At 74.4% G+C, this 20863-nt stretch carries 22 protein-coding genes; 4 read left to right on the forward strand and 18 right to left on the reverse strand.

Annotated elements, in window-relative coordinates:
- Positions 1-143: 143 nt before the first annotated feature.
- The 6 genes from ACI8AP_RS14435 to ACI8AP_RS14460 form a co-directional block, all read right to left on the reverse strand.
- Complete coding sequence (locus tag ACI8AP_RS14435; protein ID WP_456590045.1) at positions 144-1163, reverse strand: ABC transporter substrate-binding protein; 1020 nt, start codon at positions 1161-1163, stop codon at positions 144-146.
- An 83-nt stretch (positions 1164-1246) separates the two neighbouring features.
- Positions 1247-2092, reverse strand: a complete 846-nt coding sequence (locus tag ACI8AP_RS14440) for an ABC transporter ATP-binding protein (RefSeq protein ID WP_456590046.1) — start codon at positions 2090-2092, stop codon at positions 1247-1249.
- A complete protein-coding gene (locus ACI8AP_RS14445) occupies positions 2089-3195 on the reverse strand; it encodes a FecCD family ABC transporter permease (protein WP_456590047.1) in 1107 nt (368 codons plus the stop codon). The genes ACI8AP_RS14440 and ACI8AP_RS14445 overlap by 4 nt, the downstream gene beginning before the upstream one ends.
- On the reverse strand, positions 3192-4247 hold the full coding sequence (locus tag ACI8AP_RS14450; RefSeq protein ID WP_456590048.1) for a FecCD family ABC transporter permease: 1056 nt from the start codon (positions 4245-4247) through the stop codon (positions 3192-3194). The genes ACI8AP_RS14445 and ACI8AP_RS14450 overlap by 4 nt, the downstream gene beginning before the upstream one ends.
- A gap of 91 nt (positions 4248-4338) precedes the next feature.
- Positions 4339-5052 carry a mycothiol-dependent nitroreductase Rv2466c family protein gene (locus ACI8AP_RS14455; protein ID WP_456590049.1) on the reverse strand — a complete coding sequence of 238 codons (714 nt, stop codon included), beginning with the start codon at positions 5050-5052 and terminating at the stop codon, positions 4339-4341.
- A 110-nt stretch (positions 5053-5162) separates the two neighbouring features.
- A complete protein-coding gene (locus ACI8AP_RS14460; RefSeq protein WP_456590050.1) occupies positions 5163-5657 on the reverse strand; it encodes a glutathione peroxidase in 495 nt (164 codons plus the stop codon).
- Between the two features lie 92 nt (positions 5658-5749).
- On the opposite strand from ACI8AP_RS14460, the gene ACI8AP_RS14465 reads away from it, so the two are divergent.
- Entirely contained in the window at positions 5750-5950 is a 201-nt protein-coding gene (locus ACI8AP_RS14465) for a hypothetical protein (RefSeq protein WP_456590051.1), read from the forward strand.
- 10 nt (positions 5951-5960) lie between these two features.
- On the opposite strand, the gene ACI8AP_RS14470 is transcribed toward ACI8AP_RS14465, so the two are convergent.
- On the reverse strand, positions 5961-6365 hold the full coding sequence (locus ACI8AP_RS14470; RefSeq protein ID WP_456590052.1) for a DUF2237 family protein: 405 nt from the start codon (positions 6363-6365) through the stop codon (positions 5961-5963).
- A gap of 55 nt (positions 6366-6420) precedes the next feature.
- Here ACI8AP_RS14470 and ACI8AP_RS14475 point away from each other — a divergent pair, with 55 nt between their 5' ends.
- Positions 6421-8388, forward strand: a complete 1968-nt coding sequence (locus ACI8AP_RS14475) for an acetoacetate--CoA ligase (protein ID WP_456590053.1) — start codon at positions 6421-6423, stop codon at positions 8386-8388.
- 20 nt (positions 8389-8408) lie between these two features.
- On the opposite strand, the gene ACI8AP_RS14480 is transcribed toward ACI8AP_RS14475, so the two are convergent.
- Entirely contained in the window at positions 8409-9578 is a 1170-nt protein-coding gene (locus ACI8AP_RS14480) for an epoxide hydrolase family protein (protein ID WP_456590054.1), read from the reverse strand.
- A 59-nt stretch (positions 9579-9637) separates the two neighbouring features.
- On the opposite strand from ACI8AP_RS14480, the gene ACI8AP_RS14485 reads away from it, so the two are divergent.
- Both ACI8AP_RS14485 and ACI8AP_RS14490 read left to right on the forward strand, forming a co-directional pair.
- Positions 9638-10594: a helix-turn-helix transcriptional regulator gene (locus tag ACI8AP_RS14485; protein WP_456590055.1), complete on the forward strand. Its 957-nt coding sequence runs from the start codon at positions 9638-9640 to the stop codon at positions 10592-10594.
- 103 nt (positions 10595-10697) lie between these two features.
- Complete coding sequence (locus ACI8AP_RS14490) at positions 10698-11954, forward strand: acyl-CoA dehydrogenase family protein (RefSeq protein WP_456590056.1); 1257 nt, start codon at positions 10698-10700, stop codon at positions 11952-11954.
- A gap of 74 nt (positions 11955-12028) precedes the next feature.
- Here the strand turns inward: ACI8AP_RS14490 and ACI8AP_RS14495 are convergent, their stop codons facing one another.
- The 10 genes from ACI8AP_RS14495 to ACI8AP_RS14540 form a co-directional block, all read right to left on the reverse strand.
- Complete coding sequence (locus ACI8AP_RS14495) at positions 12029-13048, reverse strand: DNA polymerase III subunit beta family protein (protein ID WP_456590057.1); 1020 nt, start codon at positions 13046-13048, stop codon at positions 12029-12031.
- Positions 13049-13082: 34 nt separating this feature from the next.
- Entirely contained in the window at positions 13083-14195 is a 1113-nt protein-coding gene (locus tag ACI8AP_RS14500) for an FUSC family protein (protein ID WP_456590058.1), read from the reverse strand.
- 91 nt (positions 14196-14286) lie between these two features.
- Positions 14287-15525, reverse strand: coding sequence for an MFS transporter (locus tag ACI8AP_RS14505; protein WP_456590059.1), 1239 nt, complete (start codon positions 15523-15525; stop codon positions 14287-14289).
- A 46-nt stretch (positions 15526-15571) separates the two neighbouring features.
- Positions 15572-15916, reverse strand: a complete 345-nt coding sequence (locus ACI8AP_RS14510; RefSeq protein WP_456590060.1) for a TfoX/Sxy family protein — start codon at positions 15914-15916, stop codon at positions 15572-15574.
- 44 nt (positions 15917-15960) lie between these two features.
- Entirely contained in the window at positions 15961-16626 is a 666-nt protein-coding gene (locus tag ACI8AP_RS14515; RefSeq protein ID WP_456590061.1) for a maleylpyruvate isomerase family mycothiol-dependent enzyme, read from the reverse strand.
- A 4-nt stretch (positions 16627-16630) separates the two neighbouring features.
- Positions 16631-17338 (reverse strand): DUF4386 domain-containing protein, encoded by a 708-nt coding sequence (locus ACI8AP_RS14520; protein ID WP_456590062.1) that lies wholly within the window; start codon positions 17336-17338, stop codon positions 16631-16633.
- A complete protein-coding gene (locus ACI8AP_RS14525; protein WP_456590063.1) occupies positions 17335-17802 on the reverse strand; it encodes a nitroreductase family deazaflavin-dependent oxidoreductase in 468 nt (155 codons plus the stop codon). The genes ACI8AP_RS14520 and ACI8AP_RS14525 overlap by 4 nt, the downstream gene beginning before the upstream one ends.
- 84 nt (positions 17803-17886) lie before the next feature.
- The gene (locus tag ACI8AP_RS14530; protein ID WP_456590064.1) at positions 17887-18579 is read right to left on the reverse strand and encodes a TetR/AcrR family transcriptional regulator C-terminal domain-containing protein; all 693 of its coding nucleotides are present in this window, start codon (positions 18577-18579) and stop codon (positions 17887-17889) included.
- 61 nt (positions 18580-18640) lie between these two features.
- On the reverse strand, positions 18641-20350 hold the full coding sequence (locus ACI8AP_RS14535; RefSeq protein ID WP_456590065.1) for a glycoside hydrolase family 13 protein: 1710 nt from the start codon (positions 20348-20350) through the stop codon (positions 18641-18643).
- Positions 20351-20387: 37 nt separating this feature from the next.
- A complete protein-coding gene (locus ACI8AP_RS14540) occupies positions 20388-20777 on the reverse strand; it encodes a VOC family protein (RefSeq protein WP_456590066.1) in 390 nt (129 codons plus the stop codon).
- Positions 20778-20863 lie beyond the last annotated feature (86 nt).

A 20863-nucleotide genomic window follows, 5' to 3' on the forward strand; every position in this document is an offset into this window, starting at 1 on the left:
CCCCCCCCCCCCCCCCCCCCCCCCCCCCCCCCCCCCCCCCCCCCCCCCCCCCCCCCCCCCCCCCCCCCCCCCCCCCCCCCCCCCCCCCCCCCCCGGGGCCGTGCTGCGCCGAGATCACGTGATCTCGGCAGTGGGGCGGTGCGTCAGGGCGTGACGTCCTCGGCCTCGGTCAGCCAGTCGGCCAGCTCCTGCATGTACTCGGCCTGGGCGGCGTAGTCCATGCCGATGTACTTCCACGGGTAGGCCTGGTCGGCCTGGAGGGCCGGCAGCCGGGCGGCGGTCGGCTGGGTGGCCATCTCCTCGGGGGTCATCCCCCCGCGCAGCGAGTACAGGAGCACGTCGCTGGGGTAGTCGGGCACCTGCTCCCAGCCCACCGGCTTCCAGAAGTAGCCCTCCTCGCCCAGGTCGACGAAGTCGACGCCGAGGTCGGAGTAGAGGCGCAGGGCCGGGTCGTCCTCGGCCTTCCCCATCCACCAGCCCTCCGAGGGGGTGGCGTAGACCGGCAGGACGCTGAGGCCCTTCTCGCCGGCCTCGGTGAGCGCCGCCGCGGCCTCCTCGTACTCGGCGCGGGCCGACTCGATGGTGCCGGAGTCCGCGCCCAGGCTCTCGGCGAGGTCGGCCACCTCCTCCATGACGTCGGCGGCCGACCCGCGGTAGGCGATGGCGACGACGGGGGCGATCTGCTCGAGCTGCTCGAGCTGCTCGGGCGACTCGATGCCGTACGGCGGCGACGACGGGTCCAGCGTCCCCGCCGAGTCCACCGGGTAGACCGAGGTGATGATCAGGTCGGGGTCGGCCGCGGCCAGCTGCTCGAGGTCGATCTGCCCGTAGGTCTCGCCCACGATCTCGACGTCGGAGAGGTCGCGCCCCTCGAACGCGACGTCGTCGGCCGCGGAGGTCTGGCCGAAGGTGGCCACCGGCTCGACGCCGTAGTTCCACAGCGAGGCCATGACGTCGTTGAGGCCGGCGATCCGGGTCGGCGTCTCGTCCAGCTCGACGGTGTTGTCCAGGGCGTCGGTGTACTCCCAGGCCTCGCCGGAGGCGGTCGGCTCCGTACCGGCGCCCGCGTCGGTGTCCGTGTCCTCGGACCCGCAGGCGCTGAGGCCGACGGCCGTGCCCAGGGCCAGGAAGCCGCCGAGCAGGCGGCGAGAGGTGCGGTGCAAGGGGACTCCCTCGGGTGCGGGGATGCATGATCATCCCGATCGAGGGAAGGTTAGCCTGCCCTAAGTCCCGGAGGGAAGGCGGGTCACCGCAGGCGGCGCACCGGCACGACCATCGGCGTCCCCGTCACCGGGTCGGGGAGCACCCGGGCCTCGAGGTCGAACACCTCGGCGAGGAGGTGCTCGGTGAGCACCTCGTGCGGGGTGCCCGAGGCGACGAGCGCACCGTCCTTCATCGCCACCAGCCGCTGGGCGTACCGGGCGGCGAGGTTGAGGTCGTGCAGCACGACCACGACCGTCCGGCCCCGCTCGGCGTGCAGCCGGCCCACCAGGTCCAGGACGTCGATCTGGTGGGAGAGGTCGAGGTAGGTGGTGGGCTCGTCGAGCAGCAGCAGGTCGGTGCCCTGCGCCAGCGCCATCGAGATCCAGGCCCGCTGCCGCTGGCCGCCGGAGAGCGCGTCGACCGGGCGGTCGGCGAGCTCGGCCATGCCCGTCCAGGACAGCGCCTCGGCCACCAGGGCCTCGTCGTCGCGCGACCACTGGCGCAGCCACGTCTGGTGCGGGTGCCGCCCGCGGGCCACCAGGTCGCCGACGCTGAGCCCCTCGGGGGCCACCGGCGTCTGCGGCAGCAGGCCGAGCACCTTCGCCACCTCGCGGGTCGGCGTGCGGGCGATCGACCGGCCGTCCAGCAGTACCTGGCCCGACGCCGGGCGCAGCAGCCGGCCGAGCGCGCGCAGCAGCGTGGACTTGCCACAGCCGTTCGGACCCACGATCGCGGTGAAGGAGCCCTCGGTCAGCGCGAGGTCGAGCCCGTCCACGACGACCTGGTCGTCGTAGGCCAGCCGGAGCTCCTCCGCCGCCAGCCGCACGGGTGCCGGTGGGGCGGCGGGCTCCGCCCGGTGCAGGAGCTCGGTACCCGGGTGGATCGTCATGCTGTCGCTCGCCGCCTTCCACGGACCAGGAGCCAGAGCAGGTAGGGAGCGCCGATCGCGGCGGTGAGGATGCCGACCGGCAGGGCCTGGGGGAGCATCGTCCGGGTCACCAGGTCGGCGGCCACCACGAGCAGCGCGCCGAGCAGCCCCGAGGTCAGCAGCGGCGGGCGCGAGCCGCGGGTCAGCCGCACCGCGATCTGCGGCACGACCAGGGCCACGAACGTGATCGGCCCGGCGGCCGAGACCGCGAAGCCGACGAGGCCCACCGCGAGCAGCACGACCGCGGTCTGCGCCCCGGCCAGCCGCACGCCGAGCCCGCGCGCGGTGTCGTCGCCGAACTGCATGACCCCCAGCGCCCGGCCGGCGGCGAGCGCCGGCGGGAGCAGCACGGCGACGGCGACGGCGAGGGGCAGCGCGTCGTTCCAGGTGCGGGCGTTGAGCGAGCCGGTGATCCACACGTACGCCGACGCGGCGTCGTAGATCTCGGCGCGGGTGAGCAGCCAGTCGACCAGCGCGGCGCCGACCGACCACAGCGCGATGCCGATGAGGACCAGCCGGTACCCGTCGATCCCCGCCCGCCAGGCCAGCACGAACAGCAGCACGCCGGTGACCAGGCCGCCCAGCAGCGCGGCCAGGGGAACGCCGAGACCGCCCAGTACCTCGCCGGTGGAGGTGCCGCTGGTGAGCACGATGGCCGCCACCGCCCCCACCGAGGCGCCGCTGGTGATGCCCAGGGTGTCGGGGGAGGCGAGCGGGTTGCGGGCGAAGGTCTGGAAGAGCGCGCCGGAGACCCCGAGGGCCAGCCCGACCAGCGCGCCGACGACGACCCGCGGGGCGCGCAGCTGCAGGACGATGAACTCCTGCGTCTGCTCGCCCAGGCCGACCAGCGTCCGCAGCACCTCGCCGACGCCGATCGGGTAGTCGCCGCGCCCCATGCTCAGGGCCGAGACCAGCACCAGCGCGGCCAGCGCGGCCACCGGCACGACGACGTCGCGCCAGCGGACGATCGCCGAGACCGGGCCCACGCGCACGGGCGTGCCGCTGCGCAGCGGGGGGCGGGTGGTCGGCGCGGGCCGCGGGCGGGCCGGGGCGGTGGCGGTCACAGGGTGACCGTCCGGCGACGTCGCACGAGCGCGACGAAGAACGGCGCCCCGATGAGCGCCAGGACGATGCCGACCTGCAGCTCCCCCGGGCGGGCCACGACGCGGCCGATCACGTCGGCGGCCAGCAGCAGCGCGGCGCCCAGGAGGCCGGAGCAGGGGATCAGCCACCGGTGGTCGGGGCCGGTGAGCGCGCGGACGACGTGCGGCACGACCAGGCCGACGAAGGCGATCGGCCCGCAGGCGGCGGTCGCGGCGCCGGCCAGCAGGGTGATGGCGGCCAGGCCGATCGTCCGCGCCTGCCAGACGCGCTGGCCCAGGCCGCGGGCGACGTCCTCACCGAGCCCGAGCAGGTTCAGCGCCGGGGCGTTGGCCAGGGCGAGCACCACCCCGGCCGCGATGAACGGGCCCACCTGCCAGGCGATGTCGGCCCCGCGGCCGGCCAGCGAGCCGACCACCCAGAACCGGAAGCTGTCCAGGGTCTGCTCGTCGGTGACGACGACGGCGCGCACCAGGGCGAAGAACAGCGCCGACAGCGCGGCCCCCGCGAGCGCCAGGGTGACCGGTGTGGCCCCGCCGCGCCCGGCCGAGCCGATCGCGTAGACCAGGACCGTGCCGACCAGGGCGCCGGCGAAGGCGAACCAGACGTAGTCACCGGGCGTCCGGATGCCCAGCGCGGCGATGGCCAGCACGACGGCGAGGCTGGCGCCGGCGGTCACGCCGAGCAGCCCGGGGTCGCCCAGCGGGTTGCGGGTGTGTCCCTGCATCAGGGCCCCGGCCACGCCCAGCGCCGCACCGACCATGAGCCCCAGCACCGTGCGGGGGACCCGCAGCTGCCGGACGATCACCGCCTCCTCGGAACCCAGCGCCGAGTCGAGCAGCGACCGCCACACGTCGGCGAGGCCGATGGAGCGCGTGCCGACCGCGATGCTGGCCAGCGCGGCGGCGACGACCAGCACCAGCAGCAGGGCCAGCGTGCCCAGCCGTCGGCCGCGCGCCGGCGGTGCCGGAGGTCGTGCCGAGTCCCGGGCCGGGACGTCGACCGTGGTGGCCACGAGCAGCTCCCGGGACGGACGGCGTGGTCAGATAAGGCTTACCTTAGCTCGCTCGGTCGATCCCGCCACTCCCGCATGGGGCCGCGACAGCTCAGCGCTTCTGCCGGCGGCTCCCGCCGTGCCAGTCCTCCTGCCGGCCGATCTCGCCGGCCTGCACGCCGAAGGCCGGCAGCTGGGGGCGCTCGCGCAGGCTGCGCTTCAGCTCGGCGAAGCCGGGGAACGAAGCGAGCCCCACGACGTGGTCCCACAGCGCGACGGCCTCGTCCTCGGCGGGCAGCCGGCTGATGACCGGCCCGAAGAACGCCACGCCCTCGGGGGGCCGGAAGTGCAGGATCGGCGTCCCGACGTCCTTGCCGGCGAGCCCGAGCGCCTCGTCGGTCTCCGCCTGGATCTGCGCGTCCCAGCTGTCGTCGTCCACGGCATCGGCGAGCGCCGTGGGCAGCCCCGCCTCGGCGAGCGCCGGCTCGGCGAACTCCCGGGTGCCGCGCCGCGCCTCGTCGCCCGGGCTAGCGGGCTGCTCGAAGACGCGTGCGCCGAGCGCCGCGTAGAGCGGGCCGACGGCCTCGGGGCCGTGCTCGGCGCGGGTGCGGGCGGCGACCCGCAGCAGGCGCAGACCCGACGTGTGCCCGGCCTCGTACTCGGGCGGGAAGTGGCTGGCGTAGTCGACGTGGGCGTTGAGCAGCCGCAGCGAGATGAACCGCCACTCGACGGCGTACTCCCGCTGCGCGCTCACCTGCCGGACCCACTTGCTCGTCATCCAGGCGAACGGGCAGACCGGGTCGAACCAGAAGCGCAGATCGGCCATGGCGCGAACCTAGGCGCTCCCGCCCGACCGCGCCGCCCCAGTGCTGGGGCCGCGGTCCCAGCACCGTGCGGCCGGGGTCGCGACCACGAGCCTGGGGTGAGGGGCCGGCGTCAGACCGGCAGGACCGACTCGATGGCGGCCCGGACCTCGGGGGCGTCGGGCTCGGTGCGCGGCCGGAAGCGGGCCACCACCTCGCCCTGGCCGCTGAGCACCCACTTCTCGAAGTTCCAGGCGACATCGCCGTCCTGCCCGTCCACGTCGGGCACGGCGGTGAGCTGCCGGAAGAGCGGGTGCGCGCCCGGGCCGTTCACCTCGGCCTTCTCCGTCAGCGGGAAGGTGACGCCGTAGGTGGCCGAGCAGAACTGCTCGATCTCCTCGGCGGTGCCGGGCTCCTGCCCCATGAACTGGTTGCAGGGCACGCCCACGACGGTGAAGCCGCGGTCGCGGTACTCCTCGTGCAGCGCCTCCAGCGCGGTGTACTGCGGGGTCAGGCCGCAGCGGCTGGCCACGTTGACGACCAGCGCCGGGCCGCCGGCGGTCAGCTCCCGCAGCGTCGTGGCGGCGCCCTGCAGCGTGGTCACGGGCGTGTCGAGGAGGTCGCTCATGCCCGGCCGCAGCGCCGCCGGCCGAGGGTTCATTCCAGGCCGGCCCCCACCGCGGCGCCTAGGGTGGCGGGTGTCCGGCACGAGGAGGTCCCGTGGAGTGGCTGCTGATCACGGCGGCGGTGCTGGTGGTGGTCGCCGCAACCCTCTACGTCCGGCGCGGGCCGCGGCAGGAGGAGTGGCGCGACGAGCTGCCCGACGGCCGCCTCGACCGCGACCGGACGGACGGCCCGGACGCGCGCGGCGCGGTCAACAAGCACAGCTGGATGCTGGGCGGTGGAGGGTCCGGGGGCTGAGCCCGGCGGTTCAGCCCAGACCGCTGGCGTCGTCCGGGACGTCGACGGCGTAGCGGCGCAACGCCTCCAGCGGCACGACCTCCAGGGCGCCGGCGTTGGTGGCGGCCAGCACGACCCCCGCCGCCGCACCCGCCTGGTAGGCCTGCAGCCAGCGGGTGGCGACCACGCACCAGCGATCGCTCGGCCGCAGCCCGGGGAAGCCGTATTCCGGGCGCGGGGTGCTGAGGTCGTTGCCCAGCTCCCGCTGCACCGCCAGGAACTCGGTGGAGACGACGGTGCAGACCGTGTGCCGGCCGAGGTCGTCGGGGCCGCTGCGGCAGTGCCCGTCGCGGTAGAAGCCGGTGACCGGGTCCGTGCCGCAGGGCTCCAGCGGCCCACCGAGGACGTTCCGCTCGCCGGCGGGGTCGGGCAGCACGGGCCCTCCTCGGGTGGGCGTGGTCGGCGGGCGTCCAGGATGGCATGGTGCGGGCGTGAGCGAGATCCCCGAGATCCTCTGGCGGCCCACCGCCGCGTCGATCGCCGGCACCCGGAGCGCCGCCTTCGCCGGCTGGGTGGCGCAGCGCCGCGGCCTCTCCTTCGGTGACCCGGTCGACTACGACGCCCTGTGGCGGTGGTCGATCGAGCACCTCGACCAGTTCTGGGGTGACCTCGCCCGCTGGACCGGCGTGCTCGACGTCCCCGATGACCAGGTGCTCACCCCCCGCGAGATGCCGGGCGCGGTCTGGTTCCCGGGGACGGCGGTCAACTACGCCGAGCAGGTGTTCCGCCAGGCCGCCGACGACCGGCCCGCGCTGATCGCCGTCGCGGAGGACACCGAGCCCGTCGAGATCCCGTGGGCCGAACTCCGTGGCCAGGTGGGGGCCTTCGCCGCCACGCTGCGCCGCCTCGGCGTCCGTCCCGGCGACCGGGTCGCCGGCTATCTGCCCAACGTCCCCGAGACGATCGTCGCCTTCCTCGGCGCGGCCGCGGTCGGGGCCGTCTGGTCGTCCTGCGCGCCCGACTTCGGCACCCGCGCCGTCCTCGACCGGTTCGCCCAGATCGAGCCCACCGTGCTGGTCGCCGTCGACGGATACCGGTTCAACGGGCGAGCGCACGACCGGCGTGAGGTGGTGGCGCAGCTGCGCGAGGCGCTGCCCACGGTGCGGACGACGATCGCCGTCCCCCGGCTCTTCCCCGACGAGGTGCCCGACGGCGCCCTGCCCTGGGCCGACGCCGTCGCCGACCGGCAGGACCCGGCGTTCGAGCCGACGCCGTTCGACGCGCCGCTGTGGATCGTCTACTCGTCGGGCACGACCGGGCTCCCCAAGGGGATCGTGCACGGTCACGGCGGGGTGGTGCTGGAGCACCTCAAGTGGGGGCTGCTGCACCAGGACCTGGCGCCGGGCGCCCGCTTCTACTGGTACACCTCCACCGCCTGGATGATGTGGAACGTCGTCGCCTCCTCGCTGCTGTCGGGCGCCACGGCGGTGCTCCACGACGGAGCGCCCGCCTACCCGACCGTGGACGCGCAGTTCGCCCTCGCCGCGAAGGTCGGGATCACCCTGCTGGGCACCAGCCCCGGGTACCTGGGCGCCTGCCAGAAGGCCGGCGTCCGCCCCGGCGACGACCACGACCTCTCCGCGCTGCGCGTGCTCGGCTGCACCGGCTCCCCCCTGCCCGAGGCCTCCTACCGCTGGGTCTACGACGCCGTGGGCACGGACCTGCAGCTGGTCTCCGCGTCCGGTGGCACCGACGTCGCCACCGGTTTCATCGGGAGCTCACCGCTGCTCCCGGTCACGGTGGGCGAGCTGCAGCGGCCCATGCTGGGTGTGGCCGTGGAGTCGTGGAACGAGCAGGGCGAGCCGGTGGTCGGCGAGCTGGGGGAGCTGGTGGTCACCGAGCCGATGCCCTCAATGCCGCTGTACTTCTGGAACGACCCGGACGGCGCGCGGTACCGGGCGGCGTACTTCGAGCCGTGGCCCGGGGTGTGGCGGCACGGCGACTGGCTGGAGATCACCGAGCGCGGCACCTGCATCATCACCGGCCGGTCGGACTCCACGCTCAACCGCGGCGGGGTGCGCATGGGCACCGCGGACATCTACGCCGCCGTCGAGGCCTTCCCCGAGGTCGTCGACTGCGTCGTGCTCGGGGTCGAGCTGCCCGAGGGCGGCTACTGGATGCCGCTGTTCGTGCAGCTCGCCCCGGGGGAGGAGCTGACCGACGAGCTCGTGGGGCGGCTCCGGGAGGAGATCCGGACGACGGCCAGCCCGCGCCACGTGCCCGACGAGGTCATCGCCGTCCCCGGCGTGCCGCACACCCGCACCGGCAAGCGGCTGGAGGTGCCGCTCAAGCGGCTGTTCCAGGGCGTGGACCCGGCGAAGGCCGTGAACACCGGCACCGTCGACGACGCCGCGCTGGTCGAGCACTTCATCCGGCTGGCGAGGGACCGCACGCACTAGCCGCACCGACCGCCCGGCGGTCAGCGGGCGGTGCGCGCCAGCGTGGCGAAGAAGGCCCGGATGTCGCCGGCGAGGACGTCCGGCCGTTCGAGCGCCGCGTAGTGCCCCCCGCCCTCGAACTCGCTCCAGTGGACGATGGCGTCGTTGTCCCGCTCGGCGAAGGCGCGGATGCTCTTGAAGTCGTCGGAGAAGACCGCGACGCCGACGGGCGAGTGGTTGACGGCCGGCTCGCGCTGCGCGTGGGCCTCCTCGTAGTGGTACCGGCCGACGCTCGCCGAGGTGTTCGTGAGCCACTCGAGGGTGACCTCGGTGAGGATCTGCTCGGTGGTGACGAGGCTCGTGCCGTTGCCGAAGGACTGGAAGAGCTCGTTCCACGCGAGCTGCCCGACGGGGGAGTCCGACAACGCGGCGGCGACGGTCTGCGGGCGCGAGGCGTTGAGCGCGTTGTAGCCGCCGACCGACTGGAACCACTGCAGGTGCTCCAGCGCCGCGTGGTCCTTCGGCTCGAGCTTCTCGAACTCGGCCGGGTCGCCCGAGGGGAACGAGAACAGCTGCAGGACGTGGGCGCCGAGGAAGCCCGCCGGCTCGAGCAGGCCGAGTTCGCGGGCGACCATCGCCCCGGTGTCGCTGCCGTGCGCGCCGTAGCTGTCGTAGCCGAGCCGTCGCATGAGGGAGTCGTAGGTGCGGGCGACGCGGGCCGTGGTCCAGCCGCGGTCCGTGACCGGGGTGCTGAAGGCGAACCCCGGCATCGAGGGCACCACCACGGAGAAGGCGTCCTCGGCCGCACCGCCGTGGGCGACCGGATCGGTCAGCGGGCGGATGAGCTCGAGGAAGTCGACGAAGGAGCCCGGGTAGCTGTGCAGCAGCAGCAACGGGGTGGCGCCGGCCTCCACCGACGGAACGTGCAGGAAGTGGATCGTCTGGCCGTCGATATCGGTGAGGAAGTGCGGGAACTCGTTCATCCGCGCCTCCGCCGCACGCCAGTCGTACGCGGTGCGCCACTGCTCGACGACGTCGACCAGGTAGCTGTTCGGGACGCCGTAGGTCCAGTCGTCGCCCGGGGCGGGTGCCGGGAAGCGGGTGCGCCCCAGCCGGGCGAGGAGGTCGTCGAGGTCGGCCTGCGGGATCTCGACCCGGAACGGCCGGATGCCGGTGGAGGAGGTGGTCGGAGTGTCCGTCGTGGAGGTCATGGGACGAACCTAGGAGGCCAACAGGAACGGTTCGTTCCTGTTGGTGCGAGGATTCTCCGGTGCTCGAGACGTCGGCCCGCCTGCTGGCCCTGCTCGCCCTGCTGCAGGCCCGGCCGGCCTGGTCGGGGCCGGACCTCGCGGACCGTCTGGGGGTGACGACGCGGACCGTCCGCAACGACGTGGAGCGACTGCGCACCCTCGGCTATCCCGTGGAGGCCACCCGCGGCTCGCTGGGGCGCTACCGGCTGGGGGCCGGCGCATCGCTCCCGCCGCTGCTGCTCGACGACGACGAGGCCGTCGCCCTCGCGCTCGGCCTGCGGGCTGCGTCGGCGAGCGCGATCGAGCGCGTCGCGGAGACCAGCGCGCGGGCACTGGCGAAGCTCGAGCAGGTGCTGCCCGCACGACTGCGCCGCCAGGTCGGCAGCCTGACGGCGGCCACCACCCAGATCGCCGACGACGCGGGCACGCCCGAGGAGGATCCGCCGGTCGACCCGACCGTGCTCACCGCGGTGGCGGCGGCGATCCGGGACGTGGAGTGGCTGCGCTTCGAGCACGACGGCGTCCGCGTGCTCGTCGAGCCGTACCGGCTCGTCAGCTGGGAGCGCCGGTGGTACCTGCTGGGTCGCGAGCCGGAGAGCGGCCGCTGGCGGGTGTTCCGGGTCGACCGCCTGGCCCTCGGCCCCCGCACCGGCCGGCGGTTCACCCCGGAGCCCCTGCCCACCGAGGACCTGCGCGCCTACGTCATGCGGGCGGTGGCCTCGGAGGGGTGGGCCGTCCACGCCCGGATCACCGTGCTGGCGCCGGCCGCCGAGGTGCGTGCCCGCATCAACCCGGCCGTCGGCGTCGTCGAGCCGGTCGACGCGCGCACCAGCACGCTCGTGACGGGGGCGGACAGCTTCGAGACGATGGCCGTGTACATCTCGCTGCTCGACCTGGACTTCCGGGTGCTCGAGCCGCCGGAGCTCGTCGAGCGGCTGCGCGTTCTCGCGGCCCGCTACACCGCCGCCACGACGTGACCCACCCGTGAGGCTGCTCACCTCGCGGGTGACGACGGCGTGCCGGGGGAACAGGCAGCCGCCAAGGTGGAGTGATCACCGCCCTCGACGAGGAGGACGCGCCATGACCAGCACCGACGAGATCCGCGAGCCGCAGCCGCCGGTGCTGCTGCCGCCGTGGCACACCCCGGAGCGGGAGGCGCTGCAGGAGCAGGCGCGCCGGTTCGCGATGGAGGAGGTGCTGCCGGTCGCGAACGAGCTCGACCCGCAGAAGGGCGAGATCCCGGCGTCCCTGCTGGCGCGGCTGGCCGAGCTGGGCTACTTCGGCATCACCGTGCCCGCGGAGCAGGGCGGACTGGGCCTCGGCGTCTTCGAGTACTGCATGGTCAGCGAGGAGCTGGCCCGCGCCTGGATGTCGACGGCGAGCATCCTGGCCCGCTCCCAGGGTCTGGGGACGGCGGTCCTCGACGCCGACCGGCGGCACGAGCTGCTGGGCCGTAGCGCCCGGGGGGAGTGGATCGGCGCGATCGCGCTCTCGGAGCCCGACGCCGGCTCCGACCTCGCCGGCGTCTCCACCCGGGCGGTGCTCGACGGCGACGAGTGGGTCGTCACCGGCCGCAAGCGCTGGTGCGGCAACGCCAAGGCCGCCGACTTCATCCAGGTCCTGGTGCGCGAGCGCGACCCGGAGCCGGGGGAGTCGCGCTCGGCCGGGCTGATCAACCTGCTGCTGGAGAAGGAGCGCGGGGAGTTCCCCGAGGGCCTGTCCGGCTCCCCGATCGACAAGATCGGCTACCACGGCTTCCTCACCTGGGACCTCACCTTCGACGGCGTCCGGATCCCCCGGGAGAACGTGATCGACCAGGCGAAGGCCGCCCAGGAGGAGAGCGCCGAGGAGGGGGACGCCGCGAAGCAGGCGGGATTCGCCGAGGCGCAGAAGTTCCTCAACACCGCCCGGGTGCACACCGCGGCCCGGGCCGTGGGGCTGGCGCGCGCGGCGCTGGAGGACTGCATCCGCTACCTGCAGGAGCGCGAGCAGTTCGGTCACCCGATCGGCGACTTCCAGGCGCTGCGCTTCGCCGTCGCGGAGATGGCGGCGCAGATCGAGCAGTCGCGTGCCTTCTACCGCCAGGTCGCCCACCTGCTCGACCTGGGGCTGCCGGTGCACAAGGAGGCGTCGATGGTGAAGCTGGAGGCCACCGAGATGTCGGTGCGGGTGACCAACCAGGCCATGCAGCTGCACGGCGGGAACGGCTACACCACCGAGCGGCAGGTGGAGCGGCACTGGCGGGACGCCCGGCTGACCACGATCTTCGAGGGCACCAGCGAGATCCAGAAGCGGATCATCAGCGACCGGCTGCTCCCCCGCTCGCCGCTGGGCTGAGCCGGCCCCGCGACTGTGCGCTGATCGGGGTGATGAGCTGCCCAAGACCCCGATCAGCGCACAGCGGCGCTAGATCAGTCCAGCGCGATCGGCATCAGCATGCTGAGGTCGCCGGACCGGCCCGGTGCCCGCATGACCAGCGGCGCGATCGGCCCGTCGAGGTCGAGCACCAGCTGGCCGGCGTCCTCGGCGTCCAGGGCCTGGAGCAGGAACTCGCGGTTCACGCCCACCTCGACGTCGCCGAGGCTCAGCACGGTGGCGGCGTGCTCGGTGCCGTCCTCCGGGCTGCGCACCGTCCGGATCGGGGCGGCGGCCAGCTGCTCGCGGAACCGCGCGACGTCGACCTCGACCCGGGAGCTGCCCGACGCCCGCACGATCCGGCGGTAGTCGGGGAAGTCGGCGTCCACGCGGCGCCCGCGCACCGACCTGTCGCCGGCCGCGAGGACGACGTCCGCGCCGTCCACCGAGACGGTCAGGGGGCCGTCGTCGGGCGTCAGGGTCAGCAGCGCCTCGTCGACCAGCGCCACGGGGAGGACGGCGCTGACGGCCGGGCCCTCCACGGCGGCGTCGGCCAGGGTTCGCACCGCCAGGCGGTAGCGGTCGGTGGCCACCAGGCGGACGTCGTCGGCGTCGGCGTCGAGGAGCACGCCGGTGAGCGCCGGGAGTTCGGGGTCGCGGCCGACGGCGAAGCGCACGCCCCGCAGGGCGTCGAGGAAGGTCGCGGTCGTGCTGCGGATGCTGGTCATGAGGCTCTCCTGGGCCAGTAGGGATCGGGCGTGGAAGAGCTCGCGGCGGGCGTCGGCCAGCCCGTCCTCCAGGCGCCGCAGGTGCGCCTCGAGGACGACATCGGCGACGGCCGGGTCGTCCCGGTGCTCGACCACCCGGCGGATCTCGGCGAGCGGCATGGCCACCCGCCGCAGCCGGGCGACGAGCCGGGCGACGACGACCTGCTCGTCGCTGTACCAGCGGTAGCCGCTGCACGGGTCCACGCGGGCCGGCACGAGCACGCCGGCGCCGTCGTAGAACCGCAGGGCGCTCACCGTCAGGCCCGAGTCGCGCGCCATCCGGCCGATCCCCCGCATGCGTTCCTCCACGCCCCGGACCCTCGGGCCTCGACCGGGTCGAGGGTCAAGCATCGCCCGCCGGGCGGACGGACTCCAGCGACCGGCGGACGGCCCCGGCGATGTTTCCGGCGTCGAGCAGGTCGTCGTCGGTGGTGGCCCGGGCGCGGCGCAGCTCGGTGGTGAACTCGGCAAGCGCGGCATCGGCCCGGCGGACGGCCTCGGGGTCGGCCGTCGCGCCGCCGACCGAGCGGAGCACGTCCGCCAGGGCGGCCAGGGCCCGGGATGCCGGAGGTCGCAGCCGCGGCCCCAGCGGGACCGTCTCCAGATCGGCGAGCTCGGTCTCGGCGATCAGCTGGGTGAGGTCCTCGACGAGCAGCGTCAGGCGCTCGAGCGCCCGGGCCTGCCGGTACTGACGGTCGGCCGCCTCCCGGTACCGGGTCGCGCGGCGGTTGCCCCGGCGGGCCTCGTCGGTCAGGCGGACGGCGTCGCGCATGTGGGCCAGCAGCGGGTCGAGCGTGCGGATCCGGCCGCGCCACTCGTCCTGCGTGGGTGGGTGGTCCTGCCGCAACCCGTCGACCAGGTCGTCCAGCTGCCCGGCGAGGGCGTCCCGCAGGGTCGCGAGCGTCTGTTCCGCCGGTGCCAGGGGAAGCGGCGGGAAGGCGGCGGTCACGGCGAGGCCGACGAGCGCCCCCATGAAGGTGAGCCCGAGGTAGCCGAGCACGTACGCCGTCGTGTTCTCGTTGCCGAAGAGCAGGATGAACAACGCGGCCGTGGACAGCCAGCTGCTGGCGCTGCCCAGCCACTCCCACCCGGAGAGCACGACGCTGACGGCGATGACGACGGCGAGGGTGACCAGCCGCTGGCCGATCAGCACGTCGCCGACCAGGGCGACCCCGGCACCCAGCGCGATGGCGGCGACCGTCTGCACCGACGAGCGGACCGAGCCGGCCAGGGTGGACGCGGTGGTGGCGATGACCGCGCCGAGCGGGGCGTAGTACGGGTAGTCCGAGAGGGGGCCGGGGACCAGGAGGGCCAGCCACCAGGCGAGCGTGGCCGCGACGGCGGCTCGCACCGCGAGGCCGATCCGGGGGTGCCGGGCCCAGGTGCGGCGCGCCGCCCCCCACCAGGAGCGGCGGTGCCCGGACCCGTCGCCGGACCGGGAGCTGGAGTGCTGCATCACCGTCCCGTCCGTCGCCGGGAGGTCGTCCTCCCGGACCTGGCATTGCACCACGGCGGGCGGGGACGCGCTGCCGCGGCCGAGCTCGTGGTCAGCCCGTGGGCGCGGCCTCGTCGGCGTGCGCGACGTGGGCCAGCTCGCGCCAGATGAGCGCGAGGATCACCGCCGAGCCGACGAAGGCGAACCAGAACGGCCCGGTGATGCCGCAGACCTTGGCGATGACGCCGCCGAGCGCCTGGCCGGCGACGATCCCGCCGAACACGCCGATGTAGTAGAGGCTGCCCACCCGGCCCTGCAGCTCCGTGGGCACCGCCCGCATGCGGATGGTCCGTGACGTCGTCCCCCAGACGAAGAGGTGCGCGCCGAAGACGAACAGGATCGTCGCCGCGACCCACGGGACCGTGGTCAGCGCCAGGCCCAGGTGCGTGAGGGTCTCGATGACCAGCCCGACGCGCATGAGCAGGGCGAGGTCGGCGCGCCGGGCCAGCCAGTCGTAGGACGCGGTGCCGAGCAGGCCCCCCACCGCCGTCACCGTGGTCAGCAGCCCGAACCCGATCGCGCCGAGCCCCAGCCGGTCGGTCGCGTAGAGCACCAGCACCGACCACGCGGCGCCGTAGGTGACGTTGAAGGTGACGATCGTGATCGTCAGCGTGCGCACCGGGCCGTTGCCCCACGTCCAGCGCAGCCCCTCGACGATCTCCCGGCCGACGTGCCGCCCGCCCGGCGCGCGGGGGAGCGGGGGCAGCGCCATGCGCACCAGCAGCAGCGCGCCGAGCGCCACGCACAGGCCCTGCACCAGGAACGGCCAGGCCGAGCCCGCCGCGAACAGCACCGCGCCCAGCGCCGGACCGGCCATCTGGTTCATGGTCAGCGCACCGGCCATCATCCGGGCGTTGCCGACGCCGAGGTCGGCGCGGTCGACGACCATCGGCAGCAGCGTCCCGGAGGTCGTGTCGGCGAAGACCTCGGCGGTGCCCAGCAGGAACATCGCGGCGAGGACCACCGCGATGCCCGCTCGGCCGGTGACGAGGGCGAGCGTCAGGACGCCGAGGACGACGGCGCGCGCCACGTCGACGGCGATCACCAGCAGCCGGCGGTCCACCCGGTCGGCGAGCACCCCGGCGTAGAGGCCGAACAGCAGCCAGGGCAGCCGCTGCAGCAGGGCGGCGAGCGCGACGAGGAAGGGGTCGCTGGTCTGGGACGCCACCAGCAGCGGCCCGGCGGCCAGCGCGATGCCGTCGCCGAGGTTGGTCACCCAGGAGGAGCCGACCAGCCAGCGGAACGGCGTCCCCATGCGCGCCGGGAGCACTGCTTCGACGACCCGGCCCACGAGGTGAGGAGCTTAGGCGGGTGGGGTGGGGCGGGAGCCCGCCCGGTCAGCGGGCTGCAGCCTGCTCGGCGTTGTGCTCCAGGACGGCGTCGATCCAGAAGTGCAGGTCCTCGTCCGCGGCGAGGGCGGCCCCGTCGACGGCGATCCACCCCTCGCCCATCGACCGGCCGGCGCCCATCTCGGCCCGGTGGGCCCCGGCCACCTCGAGGCAATCGGCATCGCGGCCGCGGGAGACGCGCACCAGCAGGTCGCCGCCGCCGGCCGAGACGCAGGCCACCATCTTCTCGCCGACCATGAACGCGAGGCCGCCGAACATCTTCACCTCGCGGACGGCCTTCTCCGCGGGGAGCGCGTCGCGGACGCGGTCTGCCAGTGCGACGTCGTAGGCCATGCGCGGTCCTCTCCTCCGGGACGCCGGCAGCCTAGGGCCTGCGGTCATCGCTCGGACGGTCTGCGCTCCTCCCCGTCCCGGCGCCCGGACGGTTGCCCCAGCCGGACGCGCAGGACCGGTACGCCGTCGCCGTCGAGGTGGTCGAGCGCGGCCGGGCGGCCGGTCATCGCGAGCAGGAGCGCATCGGCGTTCCCGCGGACGGCGGGGCCGGTGCCGTGCGCCCAGTCGAGGTCGTCCGCCTCGAACCGCAGACCGTCCAGCGTGCCCTTGCGGACGAAGCCACCGTCGGCCACCAAGGTCAGGGACGTCCGCAGGCGCTCCTCGGGGACGTCGCGCGCGATGCCCAGCGGCCAGCGGATGTCCAGGCCGTGCACGAGGAGGTCGGTGAGGGGCGCCTCGGGGCCTGCCCCGGGCGGGGTGAACCGCGCGCCGGCCTTCCGGTGCAGCACCTCGACGAGCTCGCCGAAGGGCCGGCGCGCCTGCTCGCGGGTCACCCGGACGTTCGCCCGGTCGAAGTTCCCCCGGCACGCGAGCATCGCCAGCACGAACTTCGGGGTGCTCACCTCCAGGGGCACGACCAGGTGCGCGACCACGTCGTGCACGGTCCACGCGCTGCAGAGGCTCGGCGTCGCCTGCTGCTCACCGGTCAGCCCCGACAGGAGGGCGGCCAGCTCGCGGCGCTCGCCGGCGATCTCCGCGAACGTGTCCACGCCGTCATCGTGCCAGCGGTGCGCCTGGCCCGGGGCCGGTTGCTGCCCGGGCCGCACGTCGGCCGCGCCACAGGAGCCACAGCGCCAGCAGGACCTCGCCGAGGAAGGTGAACTGCGCGACGGTCGGCCAGGACCCCGCCGAGAGCACCGCCCCGGCGCTGTCGAACGCGTAGCCCAGGCCGGCCACGACCAGGAGCACGCCCAGCCCCCGCGGTGCGGCGCGCCACCGGTGGGCCAGCACCCCGACGAGCACCAGATGGACGCCGAACAGCAGCAGGCCGGTGTTCCAGATGGCGTCGAACCGGTCGATCTCCGCTGCGCCGAGGACGGCATCGGTGGCGAGCAGGTTCGCCGCGGCCGCCAGGTGGCCGATCGCGACGAGGAACACGGCGGTGTACACCAGCCGGCAGACCGCGGCCAGCAGGGACAGCCGGGCGTCGACCGGCGCGAACACCTGGTGGAGCGCCCAGGCGACGACGACGTCGAGGACGGCCACCCCGATCAGGCACAGGATGCCGGCGCGGAACAGACCTTCGGCGGCGAGGACGTCGGTGGCGGTCCGCCCCGGATCGCCGGGCGTCACCAGACCCTCCACGGCGGCGCCGTAGCCGACGGCCGCCAGCGCCGCCATCAGCAGGAGTGCGGTGCCGGCGACGAGGCCCGCGCGGCGGTCCAGCTCCCGCCGCTCGCCGTGCAGCTGCGCCGTCGTCACCGGCCGGCCTCCGATACCCGGAGGAAGTCGACGACGCCGAAGAGCCGGTGCATCCGCTGGTCACCGGGCGGGAAGAACCGGTTCCCCTCGTCTGCCGGAACCAGGCGCGGCCGCTGCACCGGCACCGACCGGCCCTCGTGCTCGACGGTGGCGCTGCCGGCCGCCAGCACGTTGCGCACCCAGTCGGCGCCCGGGCCGTAGGGCAGGGCGAACAGGAAGCCGTCGTCGGTCGGCACCGCGACGGCCGGCGTCCGGTAGGCGGCACCGCTCACCCGGCCGCGGTGGTGCACTACCGACGCGTACGCACCGGGCTGCCCGGCCGTCTCCAGCTGGCGGGGGTTCGTGACGTCGCGGTTGAACCTGCGGACGGCGCGTTGGACGGGCCCCCACTTCGCGCGGAAGGACTGCACGAACAGTGCGGTCAGCAGCAGGAGCAGCGCTGCGCCGATCCGGATGGCACCCATGGCATCTCCCTTACGGTGTAAGGATCCCTTACGCCGTAAGGTAGCGAGCCGGCGCGGACGTGTCCAGGCCGTCGGCCACCGACCTCAGCTGTGGCCGACGCGCCGGTCGAGCCCGTCGAGGAGGAGATCCAGGGCGAACTCGAACTCGGCCTGGTCGTCGCACCAGCCGAGGACCCCCTCGTCCTCGTGGACGGTGTCGGCGAGCATGCCGGCCAGGTGCGGGTACCGGTCGGCCAGCTGCTCGAGCATCGCCATCGCCTCCTGCCCACCGGTCTCCGGATCGGCCGGGGTGAACAGCTCGCGGGTGAAGCCCAGGGCCCGGGAACCGAGCGCGTGCATGGCGTGGTGGGCCAGGTCGTAGGAGAAGCCGCCCGCCCGCAGGATGCCGAGCAGCCCGTCGTAGTAGCCGACGATCTCGGCGTCCATGGCGGTCCGCGTCTCGATGACCGCCGGCGCCCAGGGGTGCCGCAGCAGCACCTGGCGAGCCGTGAGGACGCGGGCCCGCAGCGCCGCCCGCCAGTCCTCCGCCGGGTCCGGGCCGACGCCGTCCACGGCGGCGACGATCTCGCCGATCACCACCTCGACGACGCCGTCGAGGACGGCCTCCTTGTTGGCGACGTGGTGGTACAGCGACATGGCCTCGACCCCGAGCTCCTGGGCCAGCCGCCGCATGGTCAGCGCGGCGAGGCCCTCGCGGTCGGCGAGGTCGACGGCAGCCTGCAGCACCCGCCGGCGGGTCAGCGCCGAGCGGGCGGGAGCGTCGGTACGGGGTGCCATGGACCACCTGTCCGCGGGGGATCGACCCGTACACCGTAAGGAGCGCCGGGCGGTTGGTGGCTCACGGCAGGCGCAGGACGCGGGCCTCCCAGGGGCGCAGCTCGGCGGGGTCGTCGTCGGCCATGTTGCCCAGCACCAGCTCGGCGGCCGGCGCCTCGGGCAGCAGCTCGGCCAACCGGTACGGCGTCCGCGACAGGTTGCAGACGACGAGCAGCTCGACGCCGCCCAGCGAGCGGGTGAACGCGTACACCTCGTCGTGGTCGGGCAGCAGCATGGTGAAGTCGCCCAGGGCGACGACGTCGTCGGTGTGGCGCAGCGCGATGAGCCGCCGGTAGTGGGCGAGCACCGAGGTGTCGTCGTCCCGCTGTGCCGCCACGTTCCACTCCACGTGGTCGGGGTTCACCGCCAGCCACGGCGTCCCGGTGGTGAAGCCGGCGTGCGGCGAGGCGTCCCACTGCACCGGCGTGCGGGCGTTGTCCCGGCTCATGCACCGCAGCGCGGCCAGCACCTCCGCCGGGTCGTGGCCGGCGGAGACGGCGTGCACGTGGTGGTTGAGCGACTCGACGTCGGCGAACTCCTCCAGCGAGGTGAACGGGTAGTTCGCCATCCCGATCTCCTGGCCCTGGTAGACGTACGGCGTCCCCCGGTGCAGGTGCAGCAGGGTGGCGAGGCAGGTCGCCGAGTCGCGGCGGTACTGCGGTGAGTCGTCGCCGAACCGGGACACCGCCCGCGGCTGGTCGTGGTTGTCCCAGTAGAGGGAGTTCCACCCCACCTCGGCCAGGCCGGCCTGCCAGCGGCCGAACGAGGCCTTGAGGTCGCGCATCCGCAGCGGGTGGACGTCCCACTTCGACGTCCCGTGGTCCAGCCCCACGTGCTCGAACTGGAAGACCATGTCCACCTCGCCGCGGGCCGGGTCGGTGAACAGCCGGGCCTGCTCGACGGTCACGCCGGGCATCTCGCCGACGGTCAGCAGCTTCTCGGAGCGCCCGGCGAATACCTCCCGGTGCATCTCCTGCAGGAACTCGTGGATCCGCGGCCCGCACAGGTAGGACGCCGAGCCGTCACCCAGCGACGAGCCGGGCAGCGGGGGCCCGTCGTGCAGCTCGCCGGCCGGTCCGACGTCCTTGCTGATCATGTTGATGACGTCCATGCGGAAGCCGTCGACCCCGCGGTCGAGCCACCACCGCATCATCTCGTACACCGCCTGCCGGACCTCCGGGTTCTCCCAGTTGAGGTCGGGCTGCCGGCGGTCGAACAGGTGCAGGTAGTACTCGTCGCTGGCCTCGTCGAGCTCCCAGGTCGGGCCGGAGAAGAACGACTGCCAGTTCGTCGGCTCCGCGCCCGGGGCGCCCGGTGCCATGCCGCGCCGCGGCGGCCGCCACCAGTACCAGTCGCGCTTGGGCGAGTCCTTCGACGAGCGGGACTCGACGAACCACGGGTGCTGGTCGCTGGTGTGGTTGACCACCAGGTCCATCACCAGCTTGATGCCGCGGGCGTGGAGTGCCTCGATCAGCTCGTCGAGCTGCTCCAGGGTGCCGAAGAGCGGATCGATGTCCTGGTAGTCGCTGATGTCGTAGCCGTTGTCGGCCTGCGGCGAGGGGTAGACCGGCGAGAGCCACAGGACGTCGACGCCGAGGTCGGCCAGGTGGTCGACGTGCAGCAGGATCCCGCCGAGGTCGCCGATGCCGTCGCCGTCGGAGTCGGCGAACGAGCGCGGGTAGACCTGGTAGACGACGGCACGGGTCCACCACGGGGGCTGCTCGACGGGCATGTGCCCAGCCCAGCACGCCGGGCGGCCCGCCGCACGGTCAGGGTGCCGGGAACCCGTGGTGCACGGCCTCCACGTTGTTGCCGTCGGGATCCCGGAAGAAGACGCCGTAGTAGCCCGGGTGGTACTCGGGCCACTCCCGCGGCTCGTGCAGGATCTCCGCGCCCGCCGCCCGCGCCGCGGCGAACACCTCGTCGACGGCCGCGCGCGAGGGTGCCGCCAGCGCCAGGTGCACCGGGCGGTGGCCGGTGTCCTCGGCGGGGCTCGTCCACAGCTGCGGCTGCCCGTCGGGCCCCGCCAGGCCGATCACCGGCCCGTGCGGGGTGTCGATGCGCATCGCCTCGCGGACGCCGCAGGTCGCGAAGACGCGCTGGTAGAAGGAGGCCGCCGCCTCGGCGTCGGCGCACTGCAGGCCCAGGTGGTCGATCATGCCCGCCGACCGTAGCGGCGCGGGCGCCCCTCGGGCACCGGTTCGTCGCGCCGGCCGGAAACCGGGTGGGGATCTGTCGCACCCGT

This window comes from Blastococcus sp. SYSU DS1021, from assembly GCF_054050995.1.

Bases quoted from the DNA above. Each gene is read 5' to 3' on its own strand.
- ACI8AP_RS14460 (WP_456590050.1), bottom strand. From the start codon at position 5,657: ATGAGCGACCTCCTCGACACGCCCGTGACCACGCTGCAGGGCGCCGCC.
- ACI8AP_RS14535 (WP_456590065.1), bottom strand. From the start codon at position 20,350: ATGCCCGTCGAGCAGCCCCCGTGGTGGACCCGTGCCGTCGTCTACCAG.
- ACI8AP_RS14480 (WP_456590054.1), bottom strand. From the start codon at position 9,578: ATGACCTCCACGACGGACACTCCGACCACCTCCTCCACCGGCATCCGG.
- ACI8AP_RS14490 (WP_456590056.1), top strand. From the start codon at position 10,698: ATGACCAGCACCGACGAGATCCGCGAGCCGCAGCCGCCGGTGCTGCTG.
- ACI8AP_RS14540 (WP_456590066.1), bottom strand. From the start codon at position 20,777: ATGATCGACCACCTGGGCCTGCAGTGCGCCGACGCCGAGGCGGCGGCC.
- ACI8AP_RS14525 (WP_456590063.1), bottom strand. From the start codon at position 17,802: ATGGGTGCCATCCGGATCGGCGCAGCGCTGCTCCTGCTGCTGACCGCA.
- ACI8AP_RS14510 (WP_456590060.1), bottom strand. From the start codon at position 15,916: ATGGCCTACGACGTCGCACTGGCAGACCGCGTCCGCGACGCGCTCCCC.
- ACI8AP_RS14500 (WP_456590058.1), bottom strand. From the start codon at position 14,195: ATGCAGCACTCCAGCTCCCGGTCCGGCGACGGGTCCGGGCACCGCCGC.
- ACI8AP_RS14530 (WP_456590064.1), bottom strand. From the start codon at position 18,579: ATGGCACCCCGTACCGACGCTCCCGCCCGCTCGGCGCTGACCCGCCGG.
- ACI8AP_RS14455 (WP_456590049.1), bottom strand. From the start codon at position 5,052: ATGGCCGATCTGCGCTTCTGGTTCGACCCGGTCTGCCCGTTCGCCTGG.
- ACI8AP_RS14440 (WP_456590046.1), bottom strand. From the start codon at position 2,092: ATGACGATCCACCCGGGTACCGAGCTCCTGCACCGGGCGGAGCCCGCC.